Raw genomic sequence first — 24505 nt, forward strand, 5'->3', positions numbered from 1 at the left:
CGGAACAAATGTGCCCGTACCCGTCCGACGGTTTTGAATCGTCAGACGGGTAATTCCTGATACTCCCCCAAAAATAGGGATGTTAGATAAGCTTATCTTTAGCGGCTTTTTTGAGAGCTTCGGTTTTGTTGGTAACGTGCAGTTTTTGATAAATATTCCGGATGTGCGTTTTGACGGTTTCTACGCTGATAAATAATTCATCGGCAATTGAATGATACGTTTTTCCTTTCGCAAGGAGCATCAAAACATCGGTTTCCCGGTCGGAGAGGGGAGTATTGAGATTGCGCTGGAATGACTTTACTACCAGTGATGCGATCTTTGAACTCATCGGTGCGCCGCCGCTCAATACCTCATCAATGGCATTCAGAAGGCGTATATGGTCGGTATCTTTGGTCAAATACCCCGAAGCACCCGCGCAAAGTGCTTCAAAAACCAACTTGCCGTTTTCATGTACACTGATGACCAGGATCGTGGTATGAGGTCGCTCGCGCAAGATACGTTTAATGCCTTCGATGCCGTGCATTCCCGGCAGTTCAAGATCGATCAATACCAATTCAGGAGCGTCTTTTTTGAGGTTTTTGAGCGCATCCATACAGTTAGTATAGGTGTTTACAACGTGGAAGCGTTGCTGGCTGCCAATGATGAGCGCCAAGCCGTCTTTAACGGCTTCATTGTCTTCAATAACGGTAATTCTGGTAACGTTATTCATTATACGTTTATGGTTTTGCCCCTAAAGCTAACTACTTTTGGGGGAGGCTGTTTTGGTTGGTACTTGCCCTCTTAACAGAACGGTCGTTCCTTTGGGAAGGGTAGGGATAATGGATAAGCTACAATGGATACGTTCAGAACGTAAACGCATATTAATCAGTCCTTTGTGGTAGCCTTCGGTTGGATATTTGATTCCAATACCGTCGTCGGTCAGTGCAAAAGACATCTGTCGGTTCTCAATTGTTGCACTAAAAATAATATTTTGACATTGCGAATGCTTGACGCAGTTGGTTAAAGCTTCTTTGAAGATCATGATTACCTGAATACTCCAACCCGGCGGTAGGCTCAAATGCTCGTATTCTTTCGGAAAACAAATATCGGTATGAAAATGAATGGGAGTATCCTGTAATAAATTTTCGCCTAAATCCTTGATATACAAGGCAAGTTCGTTGATCTGATTGCTCTCGGGGTCGATTGACCAAATAAAATCTTTGGTATCGCGAAAGAGCCGCACGACATTTTTCTCAATTTCGCCCACGATGCGTTTTTCTTCGCTTTCGTGCCCGTTATAGCGTAGTTTCAGTACGTTGGATTGCATTCGAATAGCGGCCAAACGATTGCCCAATTCGTCGTGAAAATCCTGCGCAATTTGTACCCGAACCACCGCCTCTGCTTCCTGCTTCAGCTTTTCATACGCCAACACCCGTCGTGTACGGTATTGAATATAAAGCCTTTGCGATAAAATCCCGAGCGATACTAAGGTGCCGGCTAAAAGTAAAATAAACCACCAACGTTGATAAAAAGGTGGAATGATCTCAAACTCGTACGTAGAAATGTCGCTCCATTGATTATCGCCGTAAGAAGCTCGTACTTTAAATTGATAACATCCGGGCGTAAGATGGGAATAAACAACGCTCGTTTGATCGGTTGGTCCCAGCCAGCCTTCATCTGCGCCTTCCAACTGATATTGATACCTAATATGATCCGGGCGGCGGTGATTGATGGTTATGAAACTGATTTTCAGTTGATTCTTCGTGTGAGGTAACGATAAACCTTCGTACACCTGATTCCAATTACTTTGGCTACGGGCATATTGTGAAAGGTCGGTCGTGTCAAACGGAATCCTGATATCAGTAAAATGCACTTTCAATGCTTCCGATTGGGACTTATTATTGGTGTCGCTGTAGCGAAATAACCCTTTGATGGTACCAACCCAGAATTCGCCATCGGCTGTTATATAGGCAGTATTGGCATTGGTTTCACGAGCGGTAAAACCATCGGTTTCATTATAGTGCCTGATGTTGCTGATTTTTAGGTCTTTATCAATGGTGAGCAGGTCAATGCCGCGCTCAGTTCCTATCCATAATCGACCTTGTTTGTCAAAAACAGTGTTGTAGATCAGGTTAGAACAAAGACCGTTCTTTACGGTAAAATAATTTTTTTTGCGCGTTTTAGGGTCAAAAACAGCGATTCCATCTTCAAAACTTCCCAAAGCCAATAAGCCATCAGCGCGCTTGGCCATACTCAAGGCAGGAAATGAAGCAAGCTCATCGTCGTAAACAAAATCGTAAATAAGCCCGTTTTTTATAATATTCAAACCTCTTGGCCCTGAAGCAATCACTTCATTATCATTGAGTTGTAACGTTCTTCTTACAAACCTGCCTTTTAAGCCCTGTTTTGAAGTATAATGCCGGAGTTGCTTGCCGTCGTATAAAACCACCCCATTGGACGTACTGATCCACATTTCCTTTCCTTTGCCTGCTTCCATAAATAAAGCTACCTCTTGGGAAGAAATGTAAGTATCAAGAGGAATGTATTCAATGGAAGTTTTTGAAATTTTATAAACGCCGGGTGCAGCCAGCCCAACCCAGGTATTGCCTTCATTATCAACGGCTAAACAATTAATGCGTTTGCCTTGAAGTTGCTTGGGAAGCGGCAGAACTTTGTTGGTTTTGGTATCCAAAATGTCCATTCCTTCATCAAAATAACTGATCCAAAGTTTGCCGTCGGGAGCAAGGGCAAAACAGGAGATCGTTTCTCCACTTAGTCCTGAGGTAGAATTTAAACTGGTAAAGGCCGGATTGGTAAATTTATAGACGCCGTCGCCGTCGGTCGTAAACCAAATATTACCTTCACGATCTTCGAGTAAACCTTTGACCATAAAGCTCGTAAAGCCGTTTTGGGCATTGAAACGGAGAATATTTCCTTTGTGATACCGCAGTGCACCCATAGCTAATCCTGCCCACACACTCCCGTCGGAGGTTTCGGTCATTTCGTGCGCTACTTCTTCACTAATAAATTGTAAATCAGTTATTTCTAAGAGAGGTTTGTTGGTTGGTGCTCGGAATATGCCTCGATCAGTGCCAAGCCACAGACTGTCTTTGGAATCAAACAGAATGCACCGCAACACCATTCCTTCGGGCGTATGATAACGGGATTGCAGACCGGTAGGAGCCACTTCAAAAATCTCCCCGCTGAACGTAGAAACCATCAGCCGCTTGTTGGAAGTGCCCGACATATCACTGAAAAAAGAAGGTCGTGCGGGGCCGTTTTTTGTTAAAAAGACCAAGCTGTCATTCGTGATTTTTCCTAATTGACTCGCATTGCAGATGGCATAAACATTACCCTTTTGATCGCCAATGACGGATGAAACAAACAATTCACGATTGGGCGAACGAACGGGGCGGGTATTTTTGCCGTCGTAGATAGAAAGTCCGAAAGGGGTTCCGATGTACATCAGGCCTTTAGCGTTAATTTCAAGCGATAAAATGTTGTTGGCGGGTAGATTATCTTCCTTTCGATACGTGGTAAAATGCAGGCCGTCGAAGCGGGAAAGCCCCCCTCCGCGTGTAGAAAGCCAAATATATCCAAAACGATCCTGTTCGATGTCGGAGACCTGCGATTGTCCCAACCCCGAAAAAATATCGTAGTGCTGGAAATAATACACCTGCGCCACCGATGTACGCAGCACCAGTGAAAACAGAAGGGAGGCAACCCATCTGCCGGCAGTTGAAGTTTTGATCGGCATCACATTTCTAAACTCTGTTTTTGGGAGTATTTCAAACGGCTGAATTTTTTGAATACCCGAAGCAGGAAGTAAGTGTACAAATATAAAATAAATCTTTATAAGTAAGCTATAAGAATTAGTTTGCATTATTTTGTTTGACCCCGGATGGGGTCAAACAACTTATGAAAATATTGTAGTTAATATTTCATCAAAATTCATCAACTTCCGGGTATGAAAACTCATAGGGGACGCTGTACCTTTGACCCTGTTAAAGCAGATGATCAATCATGAATTCAGTAACAATTATCGGAGGAGGTGTGAGTGGCCTTTTTTCGGCCTATTATCTTAAAAAAGCCGGCCATTCGGTCACCATTATTGAGCAGGGAAATTTCACGAACGGTTGCTCGTTCGGCAATGCCGGCATGATCGTGCCGAGCCATATCGTGCCGTTGGCCCAGCCCGGTATGATTGCCAAAGGGATGCGTTGGATGCTCAAATCCACGAGCCCTTTTTACGTAAAACCGCGCCTTAACTGGGAGTTAATGAAATGGGGGGTGCTGTTCTGGAAACATTCTACAGAAGAACATGTTCAACGTTCAATCCCCGTTTTGCGGGACATAAGTCTACTTTCTAAAAAACTCTTCCAAGACTTGGCGGCATCCGGTGAGGTAGACTTTGGGTGGCATGAGCGTGGATTGCTGATGTTGTATAAGAATGCGGATACCGAGCACGAAATGGCTGAAGAAGCACACCTGGCCAATCAGGCGGGAATTGTGGCCGAAATGCTGACCGGCGCACAGGTGCAGGCTTTGGAGCCTGATGTGCGCGTGAATGTACGCGGAGCGGTATATTATCCGGGAGATGCTCATATTACGCCTAATTTGCTCATTAAGAACCTGCTGGCTTACCTGAAAAAACAGGGGGTGAACATTTTTGAGAACGAAGAAGTGATCGGTTTTGAGAAAAGCGGATCAAAAATAACGGCTGTAAAAACGGCCAAAGGAAGTCATCCAGTCGAAGAATTGGTCATTGCTGCCGGCGCTTGGTCGCCCGTTTTGACTGAAAAACTAGGTATTTCATTGCCATTGCAGGGTGGTAAAGGATACAGTTTCATGCTCAAAAACGTAACCAATAACATTCAGGTACCGGCCATTATGCTGGAAGCACGGGCAACGGCGACTCCGATGGGAGGTGATCTGCGTTTTGCGGGAACATTGGAAGTTGCCGGAACGGACATGACGGTCAATATGAACCGCGTGCGTGGAATCGTGCAGGGTATCAATAATTATTATCCCGAAATTGAAGTACAATTGCCCGAAGTTGAGAAAGTATGGAGCGGCCTGCGACCCTGCTCGCCCGATGGCTTGCCGTATATTGGACGGGTAAAAGGATTAAATAATGTGACGCTTGCCACGGGACATGGTATGATGGGCGTGAGTTTGGGACCTGCCACCGGCAAACTGATCGCGGAGATCGTGACCGATAAACCAACCACTATGGATATGCAGGCTTTTAACCCGCTGCGCTTCGGATAAAATCAGTGAAGAAGTGTCATGTATGTCATGAAGTAGTCAATGGAATGCCTGCTTCATGACTGTTTTTCGACTATTGATAATGCGGTAGGCTTTTCTTTTTCTTCAGGTAAATTTCCCACTGTTCGGGCGTCAGAGCCGCCTGAAATTTAGCCTCTTTTTCCGTTTGCCATTTTTCCACGGTACTTCTGATCTGTTGAATTTCCTGCGGAGTAGGGCGGGTATTTGCATGAATCTTCATGAATGCTTCCTGATAATCACTCAGTTTCAAGGCGTGATCCAGATTGAGCGTTTCGATAGTGATGGACTGATCTTCGGTAAGTTTCAGTTTTTTGGTCATCCACTTTGTCTGCTCTTCCGCAATTTTGTCGGGTGTCAGGGGCTTTTTGGGCGTTGACGGCATTTGATTATAACTATTGGCGCCGTATCCACGGCCATATCCTCCTCCTCCGTAACCTCCCCCATAGCCACCGTATTGTGCCATTGTTTGGAAACTAATAAAAAGGGTAGCTACGAGGCCAAATTGTAGTAATCCTACTTTCATTGTGTATGTTTTTTAGAAAAGTGGTCGAAATGTAACTATTTTCGATGCACTTTCAAAAATACCGACCTTCAATTCTTTCATTTTATGCTTCCTTTTTCCGAACGCCTTCTCAATCTAACTGCCTGGAATCCACCAACGAATATGCGCCAAATCACCGCAATAGACGCTCACACGGGCGGTGAGCCGTTGCGGATCATCACGGGCGGCCTTCCGCCGATTGAGGGAAATACGATCTTGGAACGACGCGCTTTTCTGAAAACGCACCTTGATTGGTTTCGTAAGGCGTTGATGTGGGAGCCGCGCGGCCATGCCGATATGTATGGATGTATCATTACCGAACCCGTAACGGAAGGAGCCGATCTTGGAGTGATTTTTTTGCACAATGAAGGCTACAGTTCTATGTGCGGCCACGGCATTATTGCGGTTACAAAAGTAGCGGTAGAATTAGAATTAGTTGCGACGCAAGAACCTGTTACAACGGTCAGGATCAATGCGCCGGCGGGACTGATTACGGCGCATGCCAACGTGAAAAATGGCCGGGTAACGTCGGTGAAATTTGAAAATGTTCCTTCTTTTGTTTTGCATCGCGATCAGTGGTTGACGGTAGAAGGACTTGGTGAGGTAAAATTTGATGTAGTGTATGGAGGTGCATTCTACGTGTATGTCAATGCCGATGAGTTAGGAATAGGAATGGCAAATGCCGATTATCGTTCTTTGATCGAAAAAGGAATGGCGATCAAAAATGCGGTTATGAATGCGCTTGACATCGTACACCCTTTTGAGGAAGAACTGAGCTTTTTGTACGGAACGATCTTTTATGGAAAAGGCCATGCCCCGGGTACTGACAGCCGAAATGTGTGCATTTTTGCCGATGGTGAAGTAGACCGCAGCCCTACCGGAACGGGCGTAAGCGGGCGAGTGGCGTTGCGCCATGCGCAAGGTGAATTGGCAGTAGGGCAACCGATGGTGATTGAGAGTATTGTAGGAAGTACATTTACTGCTTCGGTTCAGTGCGTCACCACGTTTGGGCCTTACGCGGCAGTTATTCCTGAAGTAGAGGGAAAGGCTCATATCTGTGGTAAAAGCACCTTTCTGATCGACCCGGATGATAAACTGGGAAGAGGATTTTTTTTGAGGTAAAAATAGGTGTGTCGTTGGGGGTTGAGAACCCCAACCGTCGGTTTTGAGAAACCGACGGCACAGGCGAGTAGGTGCTTTCGGTTTCTCAAAACCGAAAGAGCAGAGCTAATGCAATGGTTTCTCAAAACCACGAAAAAACAAACGTGTCTTACAATCATTACAACAATGTCAATGCCATCACACTCATTCCGTTATTTTTCACGTCAGGTTGTTGAAGAGTCTGTTACAATGCCGGAGGCGATAGCATTGATGAAAGAGGCTTTTCGCAGCCTTTCGCTGGGGGAGGCCGTGGTGCCGTTGAGGGTCAATTTGCCGCAACCTGCTCAAAATGCTCAGACACTTTTTATGCCCGTATTTCTGCCATCGGCGGAAGCGTTGGGACTGAAAATGGTGACTATATTTCGAGATAATCCTGCACGAGATCTGCCTTTAATTCACGGCTTAATGCTCGTCATGGATGGCAACAACGGACAACCGCTTGCGCTGCTGGATGCTGAGTACCTAACGGCACTTCGAACGGGAGCGGCTTCCGGTTTGGCAACGGATCTGTTGGCTAAAAAAGAGGCGAGCGTTTTGGCGATTTTTGGCACCGGTGCACAGGCACGTACGCAGGTAGAGGGAGTTGCTGCCGTGCGTTCGCTGCAAAAAGTACTTGTTTTTGGGCGAAACAGGAAAAATACCGAAGCGTTTTGCAATGATATTTATACTAAAACAGGCATTAAAACAGAGATTGTTCAACAACCTGACCAATTGCTCGAAGCAGACATTGTGTGTACTGCTACGACGTCCAACGTCCCTGTTTTTGAACATCATCACCTCAAAAAAGGGGTTCATATCAACGGCGTTGGTTCCTATCGACCCGACACCCGCGAAATCCCGGGACTAACCTTGCAGGTGGCAAAAGTTGTGGTAGATCAGCGCACGGCCGCCGCTGCCGAAGCAGGAGATATTGTTTTGCCAATGAAAGAAGGGTTGCTTGGCAACGACCCGATTTTTATAGAAATAGGGGAAATCGTTGCCGGAATCAAACAGGGAAGATGTTCAGAAGATGAGATCACCGTTTTTAAATCCGTAGGAAATGCGGCACAGGATTTGGCTGTGGCGAGTTACTTGGTAAAAAAAGCCCAAAAATATGATTTGGGAGTCAACTTGGCCTAATGTCTGATTTTGTAAACTAAAGGTTTTTTCTGTAACCGGAATGTGGTAAACCCAAAACCGCCTATATTGCTGAATGATAATTTTTTATAACGGGAATTATTCAACGAAATGAAAAAAAGATTGATTAAATTACTGATGATCAACTTCGTTTCTGTGGTCGTTCAGGCACAAACCATCACTCGAGGTCCTTATATCAATAATTCAGATACAAAAGCCACTATTCGTTGGCGTACAAATGCTCCGACCAAATCAGTAGTGACCATTGGCGCTTCCACTTACACAGACGAGACTGAAACTACGGAACATATTGTTAAAATAACAGGATTAAATCCTAATACGAATTATACGTACCTTATCGGTACTACTCAAGCTGCTTTTCCGGCAGATACAAATTATCATTTTCGGACTGCCCCTGTTGCCGGGACATATGTTCGACCCATTATCGTAGTTGGTTTTGGAGATTTTGGGGTGAATTCGGCAGACCAAAATAACGTAGAGGAAGCACTGCCCCAGCAGGCGGACGTCTGGCATTGGTATGGTGACAATTCGTATCCCATCGGCTCGGTGTCTGATTATGAGACCAATACGTTTGGAACGCACTATCGAAAACATTATCCTAAGATCAGCCTGATGCCGGCTTTGGGAAATCATGATGCGGTAAGTGCTTCGCCAACGACCCAAACCGGTCCTTATTTTGACTATTTCAGCCTTCCGACGGCAGGCGAATACGGGGGCGTAGCTTCCACTACAAAAGCCTATTATTCCTACAATTACGGTCATGTTCACTTCATTGTGTTGGAGTCGACAGTGGGCTCTTTTCGTAATCCTACGGGCGCTATGGCTAATTGGCTTCGTCAGGATTTGCAGGCGGATAAAAGCAAGTGGCGGGTTGTATATTTTCACCATCCCCCCTTTTCCAAAGGATCACATGATAGTGACAATGAAATAGAATTAATAGAAATGCGTCAGAACATTGTGCCAATACTGGAACAATACGGAGTGGATCTGGTGCTTGGAGGCCATTGCCACTCTTACGAAAGGAGCCACTTTATCAACGGTTTTTATGGAATCTCGGCGCAATTCAATGCGTCGTATCGCCTCTCGGCCGGCACAGGTTTTCCGGCACCTTATCAAAAGACCGATAAAGGTGCAGTATATGCAGTAGTTGGAACGGGTGGTGTACATGCAGAAAATGCAGGCATCCATCAGGCAATGGCTGCTTCAATCTCAAATAAGTATGGATATGCCAAAATGACGTTTACCCACGACAGCCTTTGGTTTCGCTTTATAGACATAAGCCAACAGGTTCTTGACCAGTTTATTATCCAAAAAGCAGATCCATGCCCTGAGCAACTTATTCTTTCGTCACCACCCCATACGGGGACACAAACGTATGAAGCGCATCTGACAATTTTGTCGGATAACCAGCTGACAAACAGTAGTACGGTTTGGTATTCTGCCGGCAAATCTGTGGAACTGAAACCCGGGTTTACGGCACCTGCCGGAAGTACTTTTCGAGCGTTTATAGGTGGTTGTAATCCGCCCTGAGTCTTTCATTTAAGAGGCTTATCATCAAGCCTCACAGGAAGATTTTACGGTAAAACTTGCTTTTTTTGTACAAATCCTTGACAATCCTGCGTGTCTCACCTACATTTGCAGCATCAATTTGTACAATTCTTCGTGAAAACACGCAACTACGCTTTTTTTCGACATCATCACTTCCACGCCTGCGGGCGAGCGTAGATACCATTCCATACGCATGGCTTGAGGATATAAGTCATTCGTTTTCATTAGCTTTGCTGCTTACTTTAGTATTGAAACGTTTTCCCGTCGGGGTAATCGTAAGTGCACAGGTAGCGAACCCACTCAATCATTTGCTCATTTATTCATTTCGTTTTTAAAAAATGTTACGCATTGCCATCCAAAAATCAGGACGTCTCAGCGACGATTCTATCAAATTATTCAAAGAATGCGGTATTCAGTTCGACAGTAGTTCTTCCGGAAAATTGAAATCAATCTCCGCCAATTTCCCTGCCGAGTTTTTATTTTTACGTGACGATGATATTCCCGGCTACGTCGAAGACGGTGTGGCTGATCTGGGCATCGTAGGCGAAAATGTATATACTGAAACCGGTCGCGAAGTGACCGTAGTACATAAATTGGGGTTTTCAAAATGCCGTCTGTCATTAGCGATTCCGCGCGGTACTCAATGGAACGGCGTGCAGGATCTTCATGGACGAGGCATTGCTACTTCTTATCCACGTATTTTGGGTAACTTTCTGAAAGAGAATGGTGTAGAAGCAGAAATTCATGAGATCAGCGGCTCGGTCGAGATTGCTCCAAGCATTGGCCTTGCTGATGCGGTATGTGACATTGTAAGTTCAGGAAGTACTTTGTTGAGTAATGGTCTCAAAGAAGTGGAGGTTATTTATCGTTCAGAAGCTATTCTGATTGCAGCTCCCAATTTGAGCGACGAAAAAGCACTGTTGCTTGATAAGATCATGTTCAGGATCAAGGCGGTACAGGCGGCGCAAAACAACAAATACATTTTGCTTAATTGCCCCGCTGAAGCCGTTGATAAGATCATGCAATATATTCCGGGCATGAAAGCACCAACCGTATTGCCGTTGGTGACGGAAGGATGGGTATCACTTCATTCGGTGATCAATGAAAATGATTTTTGGACCAACATAGAAAAAATTCGCGAAGCCGGCGCAGAAGGGATTTTAGTCATTCCTATTGAGAAAATGATTCGTTAAGAGTTTAGCTATGGCTTAGGAAATCAGGTATACAAAAAAAGCGATAAAAAGTTTGAAGGATATTCCCAAGTCCGATGTTTTAGGTATTGTTAGGGCCATTGAGCAACTTTCCGAAGCTCCTGAACTAAAAACAAATGTTAAAACACTTCATAACTTTGTATCCGGTTATCGTTTAAGAGTAGGGAACTATCGAATATTATTTGATAGGGAAGATACACTTAAGATTATTGATATTATAGATGTTGGACATCGTAAAGAAATATACCAATGACACTACAAGCACAAATTTTAAAAGAAGATAACCAGCCTAAATTCGCGGTTATTTCCTATAAAGATTACGCCTCTTTAGAAGAATTACTTCGTGGGTTTGATTCGGTGGAAGATCTGACGGATTTTCTTTACTTACAAAAGGTAAAACGTGAGAATACTGAATGGGTATCTCACGAAGAAATGAAAAAAGAATTAGGTCTCTTTTAAGTTGATTATGCAAATTATTCCTTACCCCTCCCGTAGTGAATGGCCGAAATTACTGGCCCGTCCAACGCAAAGCATGGCAGCTATTGAAAAAGCGGTAGCTCCGATTCTCGAAAAAGTAGAAAAAGAAGGCGATACCGCCCTGCGTGCCTTTGCTTTGAAGTTTGATAAGATCGAACTCGTTGAAATTGCCATGCCGCAAGAGGTAATAGCGGCGGCAGAATCAAACCTTACAGACGAACTAAAGACAGCTATACGGCAGGCATATGCCAATATTCGTACATTTCACGAAGCGCAGTATCAACCGGTGGTGAAAATTGAAACCATGTCAGGCGTTACCTGTTGGCGGAAGAGTGTAGGCATTGAGAAAGTCGGACTTTATATCCCCGGCGGTTCAGCGCCTCTTTTCAGTACGGTCTTGATGTTGGGCGTTCCGGCTCAATTGGCGGGTTGCAAAGAAATAATTCTATGCACACCAAGTGATCACCCGGCTATATTGTATGCAGCCCAACTGGTGGGTGTAACCAAGATTTTCAGGATAGGAGGCGCGCAGGCCATTGCGGCAATGGCTTACGGAACCGAATCCGTGCCTAAAGTGTACAAAATTTTTGGTCCCGGTAATCAGTACGTAACAGCAGCAAAAATGCTGTTGGCCAAAGAGGGGATTGCCATTGATATGCCGGCCGGCCCTTCGGAAGTGGCAGTTTATGCCGACAGTTCCGCGATCCCTGCTTTTGTGGCGGCAGATCTTTTGTCACAGGCAGAACACGGCGCTGACAGTCAGGTATTGCTGGTATCGACGGATAAGAAATTTTTAGCGTCGGTAAATATTACTCTGACAACGCAATTGGAAGGGTTGCCTCGGAAAGAATTGGCCAGAAAAGCGATTGAAAACAGTAAAGCGATCTTGGTGGAAGATGAAGCTGAAGCGATTGATTTGCTGAATGAATATGCTGCTGAACACTTGATCCTGAGTGTAGAAAATGCCGAAGAGGTAAGCGAAAAAATCACCAATGCAGGCTCCATCTTTTTGGGAAATTACACTCCTGAATCTTGCGGAGATTACGCATCCGGCACCAATCATACCTTACCGACCAACGGCCACGCGCGCGCCTACAGCGGCGTATCGTTGGATAGTTTTGTGAAAAAGATCACCCTACAACACATTACGCCCGAAGGCCTCAAAGCCCTTGGACCGACCGTTGAAGCCATGGCCGAAGCCGAGTCACTTTACGCCCATAAGCGCGCCGTAAGCCTACGATTAAGCAGTTTGAAATAACGTGTAGGGGCAGGCCTTGCGTCTGCCCGGTATAACAAAATAATTAGGGCAGACCTCGTGTCTGTCCGCTCGCATCTGCCCGAAACGGTTATTTTAATAAGAATACCTACCACAATGACATTTGACCTAACAAAAATTCTCCGTCCTCACATTCTTAATTTGGTGCCGTACTCGTCGGCGCGGGATGAATATACGGGCAAAGAAGGCATCTTTTTGGATGCCAACGAAAATCCCTATCAATCGGTGAACGGTCAGCATTGGAACCGCTATCCGGATCCGTACCAGTGGGCGATCAAAGAAAAATTGGCACCCATCAAAGGCGTGCGTCCCACGCAGATTTTTCTGGGCAATGGCTCCGACGAGCCCATTGACCTGTTGGTACGAGCCACCTGTACGCCACGGGTAGATACAATGTTGCTTATGCCCCCCACTTATGGGATGTATCAGGTAAGCGCCGACATCAATGATGTACCCGTAATCAAAGTACCGCTTACGCCTGATTTTCAGATTGATATTGAAAAAGTTTTGCCGGCAATTGTACCCAATACTAAAATTGTATGGATATGCTCGCCCAATAATCCCAGCGGAAATTTGATGCAACGCGAAGCCATCCGGAAGATTTTAACTCAATTTCAGGGAATAGTGGTGGTTGATGAAGCTTATGTTGATTTTGCAGACGAGCCGTCGTTTACACAGGAGTTGGATAACTATCCCAATTTGGTCGTTTTGCAAACCTTTTCAAAGGCTTGGGGATTGGCTTCTTTGCGTTTAGGGATGTGTTTTGCGTCGGAAGAACTTATCAAAGTATTGAACAAAATCAAGCCACCCTATAATCTGAGCGGGGCAACGCAGCAGTTGTTACTTGAAGCGTTGGATTACGTCAAAGCAAAGGATCAATTGGTCAAAGATATTTTGGCAGAGCGGGAGCGTTTGCGTACGAATTTGGCTACCTTGCCGTTAGTAAAGCGGATTTATGCGTCAGATGCCAATTTTTTGCTCGTAGCATTTGACGACGCTTCAGCGGTAATGCAGTACCTGATCGACGAAAAAATAATCGTGCGCGACCGGTCAAAAGTGATCTTATGTGATGGATGCCTTCGAATTTCAGTAGGAACGGCGGAGGAAAATAATACGTTGATAAAGACACTGAAAGCATTTGCCGTGACGGCCTGACCGATGAGGGGTTGAAGGTTGAGAATTGTCTTTTAGAAACATTAACTCTATGATTAAATGAAAAAGAAGCTTTTATTGATTTTGTTCTTTGTCTCTTTTGCTTTTTTGCCGTCAATGGCGCAGTACAATAACTGGGCGGTGGGTTTTCAATTGGTTGAACCTTCCGGATTGAACCTTCGAAAGTACTTTGGAGAAAACAAAGCTTTGGATGTCTCTTTTGGAACTTACGGGCTGTTTTATGGTCGTGACCGCAAGTACCGAAAAGGATTTTATCAAAATGCAGGATTTTCGCTACGGGCTAATTATTTGTGGCACAAAGGCTTATTTAAAGCAGAAAAGCTACATGTCTATTACGGTTTCGGAGGCCAGATCAATTCACGCCGGTACTATTTTGATTCCCGTAACGCGCCGGGATTAAAAGAATATACTAACAATATTTCGTTGGGAGGTTCAGGATTGGCAGGGGCAGAATATTTTGTAGGAAACAGTCCTTTATCGCTCTTTCTGGAAGGTGGATTATATATTGAACTGATTCCCGATATATTTTACCTTCACCCGCAGGCAAGCGTTGGTGTTCGTTTTAATTTCTGATTTAAACGTCGATAAACGTCGGCAAGGTTTTGAACCTTGCCGACGTTCGCTTTGCGGCTCACATCTCGCCGACGTTCGTTTTAACACCCCCATTAGTACCGCTTCAATCGTTACTTTTACCGTTTCATAGGCTTTGCACCTTTCTCGGAGGAATAGGCAGACTACTTTTGATCGCACAAAAAATTAAACAGTAATACAAGCCATGAAACGAACAACTTCACTCCGGAACCTACGGGTTCAAGTAATCGCTTTTGTCAAAAATACCAGTATCGGGGCACTATGTATACCCTTGATGATTACCCTGCTGATGACAGGGTGTAAAAAACAGGAATCTGTTGAACCCACGTTTACCGTAACGGCAAAAGCCGGCGCTGACCAATCTGTACAGGTTGGACAGCAGGTCATTTTGAACGGCTCTGAGTCAAACGACAGTCAGGGCAAACCTCTTACTGCAGAATGGAAACTGCTGCGTAAGCCTGCTAAAAGTACGGTAATACTCGCAAATGTTACCTCCTTAAAGCCTACGTTCATTCCCGATGAAATAGGAGAGTATGAATTGGAACTGACCGTGAGCAGCTCAAATGGAAAAAGCACTGACAAAGTGTTGGTGACGGCTTCAGTCGCCGAGCCGGTGGCTATTTCCACGAATATTACCGTGAAGACCAATCTTGTAGATCGTGTATTGAATCCTGACTTGCCTGATTATATTGTAACAAAGTCCATTGATGTCAATGCCGAATTGACCATTGCGCCCGGCGTAGTGATCGCTTTTGAACGTGACGTACGGATGAACATCAATGATAACGGTGGACTGCTCATTGCCAAAGGCGAAGCCGAACGCAAGATCAGGTTTGTCGGTGTTCAAAAAACCAAAGGCTATTGGGTAGGAATTACGCTCTACTCGGGAAGCAACGCCAATACGATGGAATATGTGGAAGTAATGCACGCCGGTAGCCGTACGATCTACAGCACTACAAAAGCGGCTTTGTTTTTGTCAGGAGGTAATAAAGCGCAAATTGCTTTAAAAAACACCCTGTTTTCTCAAAACGATGGCTTCGGAATCTATGTGTACGACGGAGCGATTTTACGTGAATTTGTGAAAAATTCCTTTACCGGCAACACCGAAGCAGGCATTATGCTTGATGCTGAAAACGTGGTAAAATTGGATGCCGCTTCGACGTTTAAAGGCGGCAATGGCCGTGACGTGGTAGAAGTGACAGCTTCCGGTATCAAGGGAAAAGAGGAAATCACCTGGGCCGGTTTTGCTGATAGAGCACCCTATCGTTTGACGGGCGAATTTACAGTCAATACAGGCTGGAAAATAAATCCGGGCGTTACCCTTGAAATGAACCGCGACGCGGTGATCAGAATCAACACCGATGGGTATATTATAGCTAAAGGAACTGCTGCTCAGAAAGTGGTCTTCAACGGAGCGAATAACACGGCGGCTTTTTGGCGCGGAATCATCTGCTACTCGGCCGATGCCAAAAATCTGCTTGAGAATGTGGAAGTAAAAAATGCCGGCAGCATAGCAATTGTGTCAGGCAAACGCGCGAATGTTGCCATCTACGGGACCAAAGCCAATATGACCATCAAGAATACCGCCATCAGTGGTAGCGGTGGTTACGGTGTCTTTGTCAGCTACGGCGCTTCAGCCAATGCCGACTTAATGACTGCCAATACGTTTGAAAAGAATCAGGAGTTAAACGTGCTGATCGAGAAATAGTTACGGGAGTTTATTGCATTCGGGCAACCTTTGAGAAAAGGCTGCCCGAATTTTTTGAAGAAAGGCATTTGGTAACGTTTAACAGATTGCCGCCTTTTGTTGGCAATAGATTAACGTATCAGGTAACAATTCTTTTTCAAAGCAGATACTGTTTTCGCTGTTGACGTATTTTCCAAAATTGGGTATTATCGTATAATTATTCTTAAGGTAAAGCCCGATAGCTTCCGGTTGATTTCTGCCGGTTTCCAAAATACACCTGTTAACATTCAGTTCTCTGCACCACATTTCTAACGCCGTCAGAATCGCGGTAGCAATGCCGTGTCCACGTTTGCTTAATGGAACAAACATTCGCTTTACTTCCATCGTACCTTCTGAATATTCTCTGACAGCACCGCAGCCAACTGCTTCTTCTTGGTCGTAAGCCACAACCGCATACTGTAATCTGTCGGTTTTATTCAATTCTGCATAAAATACATGCTCTTCTCCGTCTCGTAGCTTTAGCTCAAGGTCTAACGCTTTCACAAGTTCCTGAAAATCGCCGTTGTCAGAATTTGTTCTTTTAATCCTGATCATCTTTACCGAAGCTTCATTTTGAGCAACCCGATTTCTACGGCCGGAGGCTGACGTTCATATAGGATCTTGTAGGCAGCCTCCGTAATGGGCATATCAACCCCGTATTTTTTATTCATTTCAAAAATACTGTTGACGGCGTAATAGCCTTCTGCGATCATTTTCATCTCCATTTGCGCCGATTGTACGCTGTAACCACGGCCGATCATATTCCCAAAGGTGCGATTGCGGCTGAACTGAGAATAGGCCGTCACGAGCAGGTCTCCCAGATACGCTGAGGCGCTCAGGTCGCGCTCACGCGGGTCAACGGCATCCACAAAACGCCGGATTTCCTGCATGGCATTCGAAACCATTACGGCCTGAAAATTATCGCCATAGCCCAGTCCATGACTGATTCCGCAGGTTAATGCCACTATATTTTTCATCACGGCGGCGTATTCCACTCCGTAAAGATCGGCCAGCGGGTTTGCCGTCACAAATCGGCAACTCATTAATTGAGAAAAATCAGCGGCGCAGGCGGCATCGGTCGACGCAATGGTCAGGTAAGACTGTTTTTCCAACGCTACTTCTTCAGCATGGCACGGCCCGGCAATAACGCACAGTTGGCTCAACGGAACCTCAAAATGGTCTTCTACCCAATCCGTTACCAAACAGTTTTTCTCGGGAATCATGCCTTTAATGGCCGAAACAACCCGTTTGCCGGCGAAGTGTTTAGGCGTCAATCCTTGTAAGGGTTCCTGCACAAAGGCGGCAGGAATGACTAAAATAACGTATTCTGCGCCGTTGAGCGCGTCGGTGATCTTGGTGAATGTCTTTACTTTTCGGGGGCTTAATCGTACGTCGCGGAGGTAATCGGGATTGTAATGATGCTTTCGGATGTGCTCGACGGCGGCACGGTCGCGTAGCCACCAACGGATCGATACGTTGTTTTCAGAAAGGATTTTGATGATCGCAGTGGCCCAACTGCCACCGCCTATTACGGCGATTGAGGTCATTGTCAGATTGGTGTTTGATGCGCAAACTTGCAAAAAAAGCCCCAACTTTACCCTTTATCCCTTAAACTTTACCCTTATTTCTCACATCCGCAGCCTTTGCCGCAGCCCGGTTTCTTGGGACTCAACTCGTTGCGCAGACGGTTGCCGACGTAGCCCAATGCACCTAAAAAGAGAGTGCCGATGACGATTGTTTCCAACATTTCGGAAGAATTTTAACTTTATAACGCAATGACGGGGATTTTTTGATGATTTGTACTTTAAAGTATAAAATCTATCCTGTATCGCTTTTTCCAAAAACGCCTTTTTCCGTAATTGCGTTCCTGACGACCCTTTCCGCTGAGAATTTTATGAAAAACAGTGCTGCCGAACCTACCACTTTAAGCCGTTTGCTGAGTTTACCTGTCATTGTATCTGCTTTGGGCTATTTCGTAGATGTGTATGACTTAATCGTATTCAACATTGTACGTGTACCAAGTCTGAAAAGTCTGGGGCTAAGTCCCGAAGAAGTATCGAGCGTGGGTGCTTCGATCTACAACTGGCAGCAGGCCGGATTGCTTATAGGAGGAATTTTGTGGGGAATTTTGGCCGATAAACGCGGTCGCCTTTCGGTGTTGTTCGGCTCCATCATTATGTACTCGCTGGCCAATATTCTCTGTGGCTATGTGCAAACGCCCACGTTATACGGTTTTCTGCGTTTTATGGCCGGTGTAGGATTGGCGGGAGAATTAGGGGCCGGTTTAACGTTGGTGGCCGAAATATTACCCAAACATTTGCGCGGATATGGTTCTTCAATTGTGGCGAGCGTGGGGCTTTTGGGAGCAGTTGTGGCATTTTTGACCAATTCCTGGTTTGATTGGCGCACTACGTACTTTGCAGGAGGCGGTTTGGGATTGGCTTTGTTGCTGTTGCGTGTACGCGTCTATGAATCAGGAATGTTTGAACAGGCCAAAGCCAAAAGTACGCAACGAGGCAGTATGCGTGCCTTTTTTTCAGACAGTACCCGTTTTTGGAAATACATGCGCTGCATTGGCGTAGGAGTGCCCACGTATTTTGTGATCGGGGTGTTAGCCACGTTCAGCAATGAATTCGCCAAAGCACTGGGCATTACGGAAGAAATTGTCACCGGAAGGTGTGTGATGTATGTTTTTGTGGGAACGGTCGTCGGTGATATGTTCAGCGGGGTATTGAGTCAATGGCTTAAATCGCGCCGAATGGCTATCGGAATTATGACTACTATGACCTTAATCGGCGTTATATATTACCTGTTTGGCGGTATTACCGAAGCGGACACATTCTACTTGGTATGTGCCTATTTAGGTTTTTCCATTGGCTACATTGCCATGTTTTTGACGGTAACGGCTGAAAGTTTCGGAACGAATTTACGGGCAACGGCCACTTCCACCGTAGCCAATTTCGTACGGGCTACAACCTTACTTACATTGCCGCTTTATCAATACCTTAAACCCGACATGGGAGCTATTTCAGCGGGAGGTCTGGTGGCACTGCTTTGCTTTGCGATTGCCTATCTGTCTCTCTTTTTGATGGAAGAAACGTTTCACAAAGACTTAGACTACGTAGAATAAAACTATGCTCTTCTTGTGGATAACTAACCAAAAAAGACGCACTGTAAAAATGCGTCTTTTTGTTTCATGGCTGTTTGATACTCTTTGCAAATACGTTGTTATTTGACTACTTCTCCGTGAATATTCAACGTTACCAATCCGCTTTCAGCGTTTGATTCGACCGTAACGGTTTTGTTGAAAGTTCCGACATTGGCGGCGTTGAACGTCGCTTTAATTATGCCTGATGCGCCTGGCATAATTGGCTCTTTGGGATATTCTACTCCCGTACATCCGCACGAGCCGTAGGCTTTGTTGATGACAAGAGGCGCTTGCCCTTGATTGGTAAATTTAAACTCCGCCGTAACGGGTTTACCTTGAGTGATTTGCCCGAAATTATGTTCGGTTTCTACCCATTTGAATGCAGCTGCCACCGCACTTGCAAATACGACCGATGCCGCAAAAAATAAAATAAAGGAAAGAAGAGTTACTTTTTTCATGTTAATGAGTCTTAAAACGGTTAATAATTTTTTTGTGTCATTTGACAGTTCAAAAGTAGGAGATTGGATTCTACGAGGGTGTTAATGAAACCTCAACTTTTGTTAATGGATTGTTAATCGCTTGATAAGAATCTGCATACGACCTAAATTCGTATGTGTTTTTTGGTTAATATTGCCAACAGGCATTTATTATTAAAAGCGTGCGCCTGCATTTATGTCAAGAACTACGATTCGTCTTCTCGTAATTTTATCCACTTTGTCCATTTTCGGCGTCATTGTGACTCAGATATATTGGGTAAGAAAAGCCTTGGCAATGCGCGAGCGACAGTTCAATCAGCAGGTACATGTATCGTTGCAGGAAGTGGCAGAAGAGTTGGCTCGGCTCAATGCGGTGATGCTTCACAATAACCCCGTAGAGCAACTTTCCGCTAACTATTTTCTGGTCAATACCAATTCCATGGTAGACCCCGGAATTTTGGAACATTACTTAAAAAACAGTTTCCTCAAACACAACCTTATCACCGATTTTGAAGTCGGAATTTATGATTGTGCCAGCAATAAAATGTTTTACGGCGTAGCCCTAAGCACCCGTGATGAACGAAAAACCCCCACGCAAACGGCCAATTGGCTCAAGTCAAATAAATATCCCTATTATTTCGGCGTACGTTTTCCCAGTCAAAATGATGCCGTTATCAGCGACCTGAAGGGTTGGATTTGGTCGTCACTATTGGTAATGATAGCGGTAGGATTTTTTGGGTACGCGCTGTTTGTGATCTTGCGACAAAAGCAACTCACCGAGGTGCAACGCGATTTTATCAATAACATGACCCATGAGTTACAAACGCCCATTGCTACCATTCGTATCGCGGCCGATGTACTCAATACGCCCGCCATCAAAGATCAGCCGGAACGCCTGAAAAAATACACGGAAATTGTGAAGGAAGAAGCGCTCCGCCTGCAAACGCAGGTAGAGACGGTGCTGAACATGGCCAAGGCAGAAAAAAATAAATTGCCGCTCAACATCGAATGGTTGGATGTGCATCAAATCATTACTTCATTAGCTCACAAATACGAAAATGATCTCACCGTTCGGCTTAATGCAACAGAGCCTTATATTCATGCCGACCGAATGCATTTTTCCAATGCTATCAGCAATTTAATTGACAATGCGTTTAAATACACACCGCAAAATCCCGTTATTTTGTTGGAAACGTCCAATGAAAATGGAGCATTAGTGGTGTCAGTTAAAGACAATGGCATAGGAATTGCACCGGAACACCGTAGTAAGGTCTTTAAAAAGTTTTATAGAGTCCCTACCGGAAATGTTCACAATGTAAAAGGATTTGGAATCGGTCTGAGTTATGTACATCAAATTGCCAAGGCTCATCACTGGAAGCTCCAACTCACCAGTGAAGTTGGTAAAGGAAGTGAGTTTAAAATCTCCATTCCTTTAAAAAAATAGGAGCAGAGTCTCCTCTGATTCTTGGTAGACAGTAGCAGTAGTTCCACTTAACAGATAACAGTTTTCCTGAAAATGCCTCGTATTTTATATGTTGAAGATGACCCGAATTTGGGTTTTGTGACCAAAGATAATCTCGAACTTCACCATTATGACATCGTCCATTGTACGGATGGATTACAGGCATTGGAAGCCTTTCAGAGAGAACAACCCTTTGATCTGTGCGTGTTGGATGTCATGTTGCCGCACCTTGACGGGTTTACGTTGGCACAGAAAATTCGGCAGCAGGATACGCAGGTTCCCATTCTTTTTTTGACAGCGCGCTCTTTGCAGGAAGACAAAATTCATGGCCTTCGTCTCGGCGCGGATGATTACCTCACCAAGCCTTTCAGCATGGAAGAATTGGTGCTCAAAATAGAGATTTTCCTTCGCAGAAGTCAAAAAAATCAAACCTCTGATGCGAAAACTCAAACCCCCGGAGTGATAAACGTAGGAAATTATTCATTTGATTTTGAGAAATTACACCTTCAAATCAACGGAAAAACCCAGGATCTGACCTTTCGCGAGGCGGAAGTATTGCGTTATTTGACCGAACGACCTAATCAGATCATTAAACGGGAAGACCTGCTCAAAGCCATTTGGGGCGATGATGACTATTTTATGGGTCGTAGCCTTGATGTATTTATGTCGCGTTTACGGAAATATTTGTGCGATGATCCAAGCATTAAAATTGAAGGGATTCACGGGGTAGGGTTTCGGATGCGTTGGTAGTCAATTACTTCTTTTTTCGTAATTCCGAAGCGTTGTAATTCATTTTCTTTTTGAAAATTCTTGAGAAATAAAATTCCGACTCAAAGCCGGATTGGTACGCTATTTCGGCCAAGGTTAAGCTGGTTTCCCGAATGAGTTGCTCCGCTTTTCGAAGTTTTAAAGTAAGATGATATTGATTGGGGGAAGTGCCGAGTACCTCTTTGAACGTTTTTCTAAACCAGACATAACTTAGGTTAAAACGCTTTGCCAGTGCTTCAAAATCAATGCCCTTGTTCCAATTCGCATGAATTTCATTTCTGATTTGGTTAATGATTTCTTCTTTCCTCGACATCTTCCGGTTCGATAATAAGACCGATGCGTACACAATGCCCAACAGTTGAATAAGCAGAAAAGAGGATAGTTTTTGAAAGGAATCTTCACGTACTTCAACCACTTCAATGAGTTTGGAGAAGGTTTCCAAAAATTGGGCATTAAAGCCTACTTTGATAATAGGATTCTGAGGGTTAAAACATTCCTGTTCCAACAGATAGTGCGCATATGTACCCAAAAACCCCACCCAATATTCTTCCCAGCCTGTGTTTTCTTTGGGGCGATAACGATGCCATACGTTGGGATATAATAAAATGATCGTGCCTGCTTCGATGGATTGAGGAGGCAGCCCGCCGACTTCAAAAATGCCTTCTCCCTTGGAGATATAAATGATCTGATATTCTTTCAGACTACGGCCTTTCTCCCATTCAAAATAATAAGAATCAGGATGTTGAATGTCAGGATAAGGAAGGTTGGCAGGGTGAATGTTATGCCCCGCGTTCAGAATAGTAATGCCTAAATTCCCGTCGACGGATGGTGATTCGAGGCTAAAATAGTTTCTGAATAGTTTCATATCAAAAAGTGCAAAGAAAGAATCAAAACAGGCATTCTTCTGCAAGTTATTGTACCATACTTTTGGTAAATTGTACAATTAAAGTTGTCAATTGTATGAATTGCTGCCAAAGTTAAAATGTATTATTACATAATTTGATAAATCATAAAATGAGAAATGAACCCAATGATACGACAAATCTAAACACGCTTAAAATTGGATTGTTCGGAATCGGCCTGGATACTTATTGGCCACAATTTGAAGGATTAAAAGAACGTCTGGAAGGATATTTGAGCGTTGTGGAAGAAAAGTTGGCGGAAGTGCATCCGTATATCGTGAATGTCGGACTGGTAGATACGCCTGATAAAGCATTTGAAGCAGGTAAAAAATTAAAAACGGAAGATGTGGATGTGATCTTTCTGTACGTGACTACGTATGCTTTGTCTTCTACCGTATTACCCGTAGTGCAGCGCGCCAAAGTTCCTGTCATTATTTTAAATCTTTCGCCCGAAGCAGCCATTGATTATAAATTATTCAATGCCATGACCGACCGTACCAAAATGACGGGGGAATGGTTGGCACATTGTTCGGCTTGCCCTGTACCCGAGATCGCTAATGTATTCAATCGGGTAGGAATTACTTTTCACCAAATTACGGGAATGCTGCACAAGGACCCCGCAGCTTGGAATGAAATCAGCGAATGGGTACAAGCCGCCAAAGTAGCCAATACGATGGCGTACAATCGCATGGGTTGCATGGGGCATTATTACAGCGGTATGCTTGATATCTATTCTGATCTGACGCAACAATACGCTCATTTTGGTGGTCATATTGAATTGCTCGAAGTGGAAGAATTAGCCGAATTACGAAAAGAAGTAAGTCCGAAAGAAAGCGCCGAACGATTACAATTATTCTACGAATCCTTTGATGTTCAGGCGGATTGTTCATTGGAAGAACTGGAAAAAGCGGCGATCACTTCGGTAGCGTTGGATAGATTGGTTACGAAACACAAGCTTGGCTCAATGGCATATTACTACAAAGGAACGGGGAATCCTGAGAATGAAGAAGCGATTGCGACGATTATTTTGGGGAATTCATTATTGACTGCCAACGGTGTTCCTGTGGCGGGAGAATACGAGATCAAAAACGCCCAAGCCATGAAAATCATGGATAGCTTTGGCGCAGGTGGTTCATTTACAGAATATTACGCCATGGATTTTACGGGCGATGTTGTGTTGATGGGACACGATGGCCCGGGGCACATTGCCATCGCGGAAGGTAAAACCAAAGTTCGTCCTCTGAAAGTATACCACGGGAAAGTGGGTAAAGGTGTTTCGGTAGAAATGAGCGTGAAAAACGGTCCCGTCACCTTGCTTTCAGTAGTTGAAAAAAGAGGTGGCGGATTGATGTTATTAGTTGCGGAAGCAGAGTCGGTTCCGGGACCGATTCTGGAAATTGGCAACACCAACAGCCGTTATAAATTTTCCATCGGTGCACGCAAATTTGTCAATGACTGGAACAGTCATGGCCCCGCGCATCATTGTGCGATTGGGATAGGGCATATCAGTTCTAAAATTGAAAAATTAGGGTCGTTGCTTGGGATGGAAGTGAGGAGGGTTTGTTGATTTTTTGCTAATCGGGATATGTTCTAATCGGGATTTGAAATCCCGATTCAGACTGCTTTCGGATTTAAAATCC

24 protein-coding genes are annotated in these 24505 nt (G+C 44.6%); 15 read left to right on the top strand and 9 right to left on the bottom strand.

Annotated elements, in window-relative coordinates; all coding sequences use genetic code 11:
* Positions 1 to 82: 82 nt before the first annotated feature.
* Both ACQY73_RS31930 and ACQY73_RS31935 read right to left on the bottom strand, forming a co-directional pair.
* On the bottom strand, positions 83 to 709 hold the full coding sequence (locus tag ACQY73_RS31930) for a response regulator (RefSeq protein ID WP_428658238.1): 627 nt from the start codon (positions 707 to 709) through the stop codon (positions 83 to 85).
* A gap of 27 nt (positions 710 to 736) precedes the next feature.
* Positions 737 to 3862 carry a sensor histidine kinase gene (locus tag ACQY73_RS31935; protein ID WP_428658240.1) on the bottom strand — a complete coding sequence of 1042 codons (3126 nt, stop codon included), beginning with the start codon at positions 3860 to 3862 and terminating at the stop codon, positions 737 to 739.
* A 140-nt stretch (positions 3863 to 4002) separates the two neighbouring features.
* Between ACQY73_RS31935 and ACQY73_RS31940 the strand changes: the two genes are divergently transcribed.
* Entirely contained in the window at positions 4003 to 5250 is a 1248-nt protein-coding gene (locus tag ACQY73_RS31940; protein ID WP_428658242.1) for an NAD(P)/FAD-dependent oxidoreductase, read from the top strand.
* A 70-nt stretch (positions 5251 to 5320) separates the two neighbouring features.
* On the opposite strand, the gene ACQY73_RS31945 is transcribed toward ACQY73_RS31940, so the two are convergent.
* Positions 5321 to 5791, bottom strand: coding sequence for a hypothetical protein (locus ACQY73_RS31945; RefSeq protein ID WP_428658243.1), 471 nt, complete (start codon positions 5789 to 5791; stop codon positions 5321 to 5323).
* An 84-nt stretch (positions 5792 to 5875) separates the two neighbouring features.
* Here ACQY73_RS31945 and ACQY73_RS31950 point away from each other — a divergent pair, with 84 nt between their 5' ends.
* From ACQY73_RS31950 to ACQY73_RS31960, 3 genes are all read left to right on the top strand, one after another.
* Positions 5876 to 6931 (top strand): proline racemase family protein, encoded by a 1056-nt coding sequence (locus ACQY73_RS31950; RefSeq protein ID WP_428658245.1) that lies wholly within the window; start codon positions 5876 to 5878, stop codon positions 6929 to 6931.
* Positions 6932 to 7102: 171 nt separating this feature from the next.
* Positions 7103 to 8089, top strand: coding sequence for an ornithine cyclodeaminase family protein (locus tag ACQY73_RS31955; protein WP_428658246.1), 987 nt, complete (start codon positions 7103 to 7105; stop codon positions 8087 to 8089).
* Between the two features lie 108 nt (positions 8090 to 8197).
* Positions 8198 to 9637: a 3-coathanger stack domain-containing protein gene (locus ACQY73_RS31960; RefSeq protein ID WP_428658248.1), complete on the top strand. Its 1440-nt coding sequence runs from the start codon at positions 8198 to 8200 to the stop codon at positions 9635 to 9637.
* A gap of 99 nt (positions 9638 to 9736) precedes the next feature.
* On the opposite strand, the gene ACQY73_RS31965 is transcribed toward ACQY73_RS31960, so the two are convergent.
* Positions 9737 to 9880: a hypothetical protein gene (locus tag ACQY73_RS31965; protein ID WP_428658249.1), complete on the bottom strand. Its 144-nt coding sequence runs from the start codon at positions 9878 to 9880 to the stop codon at positions 9737 to 9739.
* Positions 9881 to 9993: 113 nt separating this feature from the next.
* On the opposite strand from ACQY73_RS31965, the gene hisG reads away from it, so the two are divergent.
* The 7 genes from hisG (at position 9994) to ACQY73_RS32000 (ending at position 16091) form a co-directional block, all read left to right on the top strand.
* Positions 9994 to 10848: an ATP phosphoribosyltransferase gene (gene hisG / locus ACQY73_RS31970; RefSeq protein WP_428658250.1), complete on the top strand. Its 855-nt coding sequence runs from the start codon at positions 9994 to 9996 to the stop codon at positions 10846 to 10848.
* Between the two features lie 22 nt (positions 10849 to 10870).
* Positions 10871 to 11119 carry a type II toxin-antitoxin system RelE family toxin gene (locus tag ACQY73_RS31975; protein WP_428668576.1) on the top strand — a complete coding sequence of 83 codons (249 nt, stop codon included), beginning with the start codon at positions 10871 to 10873 and terminating at the stop codon, positions 11117 to 11119.
* Complete coding sequence (locus ACQY73_RS31980; RefSeq protein ID WP_428658251.1) at positions 11116 to 11325, top strand: prevent-host-death family protein; 210 nt, start codon at positions 11116 to 11118, stop codon at positions 11323 to 11325. The genes ACQY73_RS31975 and ACQY73_RS31980 overlap by 4 nt, the downstream gene beginning before the upstream one ends.
* A 7-nt stretch (positions 11326 to 11332) precedes the next feature.
* Positions 11333 to 12601 (top strand): histidinol dehydrogenase, encoded by a 1269-nt coding sequence (hisD, locus tag ACQY73_RS31985; protein ID WP_428658253.1) that lies wholly within the window; start codon positions 11333 to 11335, stop codon positions 12599 to 12601.
* 114 nt (positions 12602 to 12715) lie between these two features.
* The gene (hisC, locus tag ACQY73_RS31990; RefSeq protein WP_428658254.1) at positions 12716 to 13774 is read left to right on the top strand and encodes a histidinol-phosphate transaminase; all 1059 of its coding nucleotides are present in this window, start codon (positions 12716 to 12718) and stop codon (positions 13772 to 13774) included.
* Positions 13775 to 13831: 57 nt separating this feature from the next.
* Entirely contained in the window at positions 13832 to 14365 is a 534-nt protein-coding gene (locus ACQY73_RS31995) for a hypothetical protein (protein WP_428658256.1), read from the top strand.
* Positions 14366 to 14567: 202 nt separating this feature from the next.
* Positions 14568 to 16091: a PKD domain-containing protein gene (locus ACQY73_RS32000; protein WP_428658258.1), complete on the top strand. Its 1524-nt coding sequence runs from the start codon at positions 14568 to 14570 to the stop codon at positions 16089 to 16091.
* A gap of 78 nt (positions 16092 to 16169) precedes the next feature.
* Here ACQY73_RS32000 and ACQY73_RS32005 read toward each other — a convergent pair whose 3' ends face one another.
* The 3 genes from ACQY73_RS32005 to ACQY73_RS32015 all read right to left on the bottom strand — a co-directional run bounded on the left by ACQY73_RS32005 (position 16170) and on the right by ACQY73_RS32015 (position 17856).
* Positions 16170 to 16664, bottom strand: a complete 495-nt coding sequence (locus tag ACQY73_RS32005; protein WP_428658260.1) for a GNAT family N-acetyltransferase — start codon at positions 16662 to 16664, stop codon at positions 16170 to 16172.
* Positions 16665 to 16666: 2 nt separating this feature from the next.
* Positions 16667 to 17656 carry an NAD(P)H-dependent glycerol-3-phosphate dehydrogenase gene (locus tag ACQY73_RS32010; protein ID WP_428658262.1) on the bottom strand — a complete coding sequence of 330 codons (990 nt, stop codon included), beginning with the start codon at positions 17654 to 17656 and terminating at the stop codon, positions 16667 to 16669.
* A 74-nt stretch (positions 17657 to 17730) separates the two neighbouring features.
* Positions 17731 to 17856, bottom strand: coding sequence for a FeoB-associated Cys-rich membrane protein (locus ACQY73_RS32015; protein ID WP_428658264.1), 126 nt, complete (start codon positions 17854 to 17856; stop codon positions 17731 to 17733).
* Positions 17857 to 18003: 147 nt separating this feature from the next.
* Here ACQY73_RS32015 and ACQY73_RS32020 point away from each other — a divergent pair, with 147 nt between their 5' ends.
* On the top strand, positions 18004 to 19239 hold the full coding sequence (locus ACQY73_RS32020; protein WP_428658266.1) for an MFS transporter: 1236 nt from the start codon (positions 18004 to 18006) through the stop codon (positions 19237 to 19239).
* A 98-nt stretch (positions 19240 to 19337) separates the two neighbouring features.
* Here ACQY73_RS32020 and ACQY73_RS32025 read toward each other — a convergent pair whose 3' ends face one another.
* Complete coding sequence (locus ACQY73_RS32025) at positions 19338 to 19715, bottom strand: DUF1573 domain-containing protein (RefSeq protein WP_428658268.1); 378 nt, start codon at positions 19713 to 19715, stop codon at positions 19338 to 19340.
* 214 nt (positions 19716 to 19929) lie between these two features.
* Here ACQY73_RS32025 and ACQY73_RS32030 point away from each other — a divergent pair, with 214 nt between their 5' ends.
* Together ACQY73_RS32030 and ACQY73_RS32035 are read left to right on the top strand one after the other, a co-directional pair.
* Positions 19930 to 21177 (top strand): sensor histidine kinase, encoded by a 1248-nt coding sequence (locus ACQY73_RS32030; protein WP_428658270.1) that lies wholly within the window; start codon positions 19930 to 19932, stop codon positions 21175 to 21177.
* 72 nt (positions 21178 to 21249) lie between these two features.
* Positions 21250 to 21945, top strand: coding sequence for a response regulator transcription factor (locus tag ACQY73_RS32035; protein ID WP_428658272.1), 696 nt, complete (start codon positions 21250 to 21252; stop codon positions 21943 to 21945).
* Between the two features lie 4 nt (positions 21946 to 21949).
* Here ACQY73_RS32035 and ACQY73_RS32040 read toward each other — a convergent pair whose 3' ends face one another.
* Complete coding sequence (locus tag ACQY73_RS32040; protein WP_428658274.1) at positions 21950 to 22828, bottom strand: AraC family transcriptional regulator; 879 nt, start codon at positions 22826 to 22828, stop codon at positions 21950 to 21952.
* A gap of 149 nt (positions 22829 to 22977) precedes the next feature.
* On the opposite strand from ACQY73_RS32040, the gene ACQY73_RS32045 reads away from it, so the two are divergent.
* Positions 22978 to 24432, top strand: a complete 1455-nt coding sequence (locus ACQY73_RS32045; protein WP_428658276.1) for an arabinose isomerase — start codon at positions 22978 to 22980, stop codon at positions 24430 to 24432.
* Positions 24433 to 24505: the final 73 nt, after the last annotated feature.

Origin of the sequence: Runella sp., assembly GCF_965279615.1 — a bacterium.
Classification (GTDB): Bacteria; Bacteroidota; Bacteroidia; order Cytophagales; family Spirosomataceae; genus Runella.

Bases quoted from the DNA above. Each gene is read 5' to 3' on its own strand.
- ACQY73_RS32010 (WP_428658262.1), bottom strand. From the start codon at position 17,656: ATGACCTCAATCGCCGTAATAGGCGGTGGCAGTTGGGCCACTGCGATC.
- ACQY73_RS31965 (WP_428658249.1), bottom strand. From the start codon at position 9,880: ATGAAAACGAATGACTTATATCCTCAAGCCATGCGTATGGAATGGTAT.
- ACQY73_RS32030 (WP_428658270.1), top strand. From the start codon at position 19,930: ATGTCAAGAACTACGATTCGTCTTCTCGTAATTTTATCCACTTTGTCC.
- ACQY73_RS32035 (WP_428658272.1), top strand. From the start codon at position 21,250: ATGCCTCGTATTTTATATGTTGAAGATGACCCGAATTTGGGTTTTGTG.
- ACQY73_RS32040 (WP_428658274.1), bottom strand. From the start codon at position 22,828: ATGAAACTATTCAGAAACTATTTTAGCCTCGAATCACCATCCGTCGAC.
- ACQY73_RS32015 (WP_428658264.1), bottom strand. From the start codon at position 17,856: ATGTTGGAAACAATCGTCATCGGCACTCTCTTTTTAGGTGCATTGGGC.
- hisC (WP_428658254.1), top strand. From the start codon at position 12,716: ATGACATTTGACCTAACAAAAATTCTCCGTCCTCACATTCTTAATTTG.
- ACQY73_RS31980 (WP_428658251.1), top strand. From the start codon at position 11,116: ATGACACTACAAGCACAAATTTTAAAAGAAGATAACCAGCCTAAATTC.
- ACQY73_RS31995 (WP_428658256.1), top strand. From the start codon at position 13,832: ATGAAAAAGAAGCTTTTATTGATTTTGTTCTTTGTCTCTTTTGCTTTT.
- ACQY73_RS32045 (WP_428658276.1), top strand. From the start codon at position 22,978: ATGAGAAATGAACCCAATGATACGACAAATCTAAACACGCTTAAAATT.
- ACQY73_RS31945 (WP_428658243.1), bottom strand. From the start codon at position 5,791: ATGAAAGTAGGATTACTACAATTTGGCCTCGTAGCTACCCTTTTTATT.
- ACQY73_RS31955 (WP_428658246.1), top strand. From the start codon at position 7,103: ATGCCATCACACTCATTCCGTTATTTTTCACGTCAGGTTGTTGAAGAG.
- ACQY73_RS31940 (WP_428658242.1), top strand. From the start codon at position 4,003: ATGAATTCAGTAACAATTATCGGAGGAGGTGTGAGTGGCCTTTTTTCG.
- ACQY73_RS32020 (WP_428658266.1), top strand. From the start codon at position 18,004: ATGAAAAACAGTGCTGCCGAACCTACCACTTTAAGCCGTTTGCTGAGT.
- ACQY73_RS31950 (WP_428658245.1), top strand. From the start codon at position 5,876: ATGCTTCCTTTTTCCGAACGCCTTCTCAATCTAACTGCCTGGAATCCA.
- ACQY73_RS31930 (WP_428658238.1), bottom strand. From the start codon at position 709: ATGAATAACGTTACCAGAATTACCGTTATTGAAGACAATGAAGCCGTT.
- ACQY73_RS31935 (WP_428658240.1), bottom strand. From the start codon at position 3,862: ATGCAAACTAATTCTTATAGCTTACTTATAAAGATTTATTTTATATTT.
- ACQY73_RS31960 (WP_428658248.1), top strand. From the start codon at position 8,198: ATGAAAAAAAGATTGATTAAATTACTGATGATCAACTTCGTTTCTGTG.
- hisG (WP_428658250.1), top strand. From the start codon at position 9,994: ATGTTACGCATTGCCATCCAAAAATCAGGACGTCTCAGCGACGATTCT.
- ACQY73_RS32000 (WP_428658258.1), top strand. From the start codon at position 14,568: ATGAAACGAACAACTTCACTCCGGAACCTACGGGTTCAAGTAATCGCT.
- ACQY73_RS32025 (WP_428658268.1), bottom strand. From the start codon at position 19,715: ATGAAAAAAGTAACTCTTCTTTCCTTTATTTTATTTTTTGCGGCATCG.
- hisD (WP_428658253.1), top strand. From the start codon at position 11,333: ATGCAAATTATTCCTTACCCCTCCCGTAGTGAATGGCCGAAATTACTG.
- ACQY73_RS32005 (WP_428658260.1), bottom strand. From the start codon at position 16,664: ATGATCAGGATTAAAAGAACAAATTCTGACAACGGCGATTTTCAGGAA.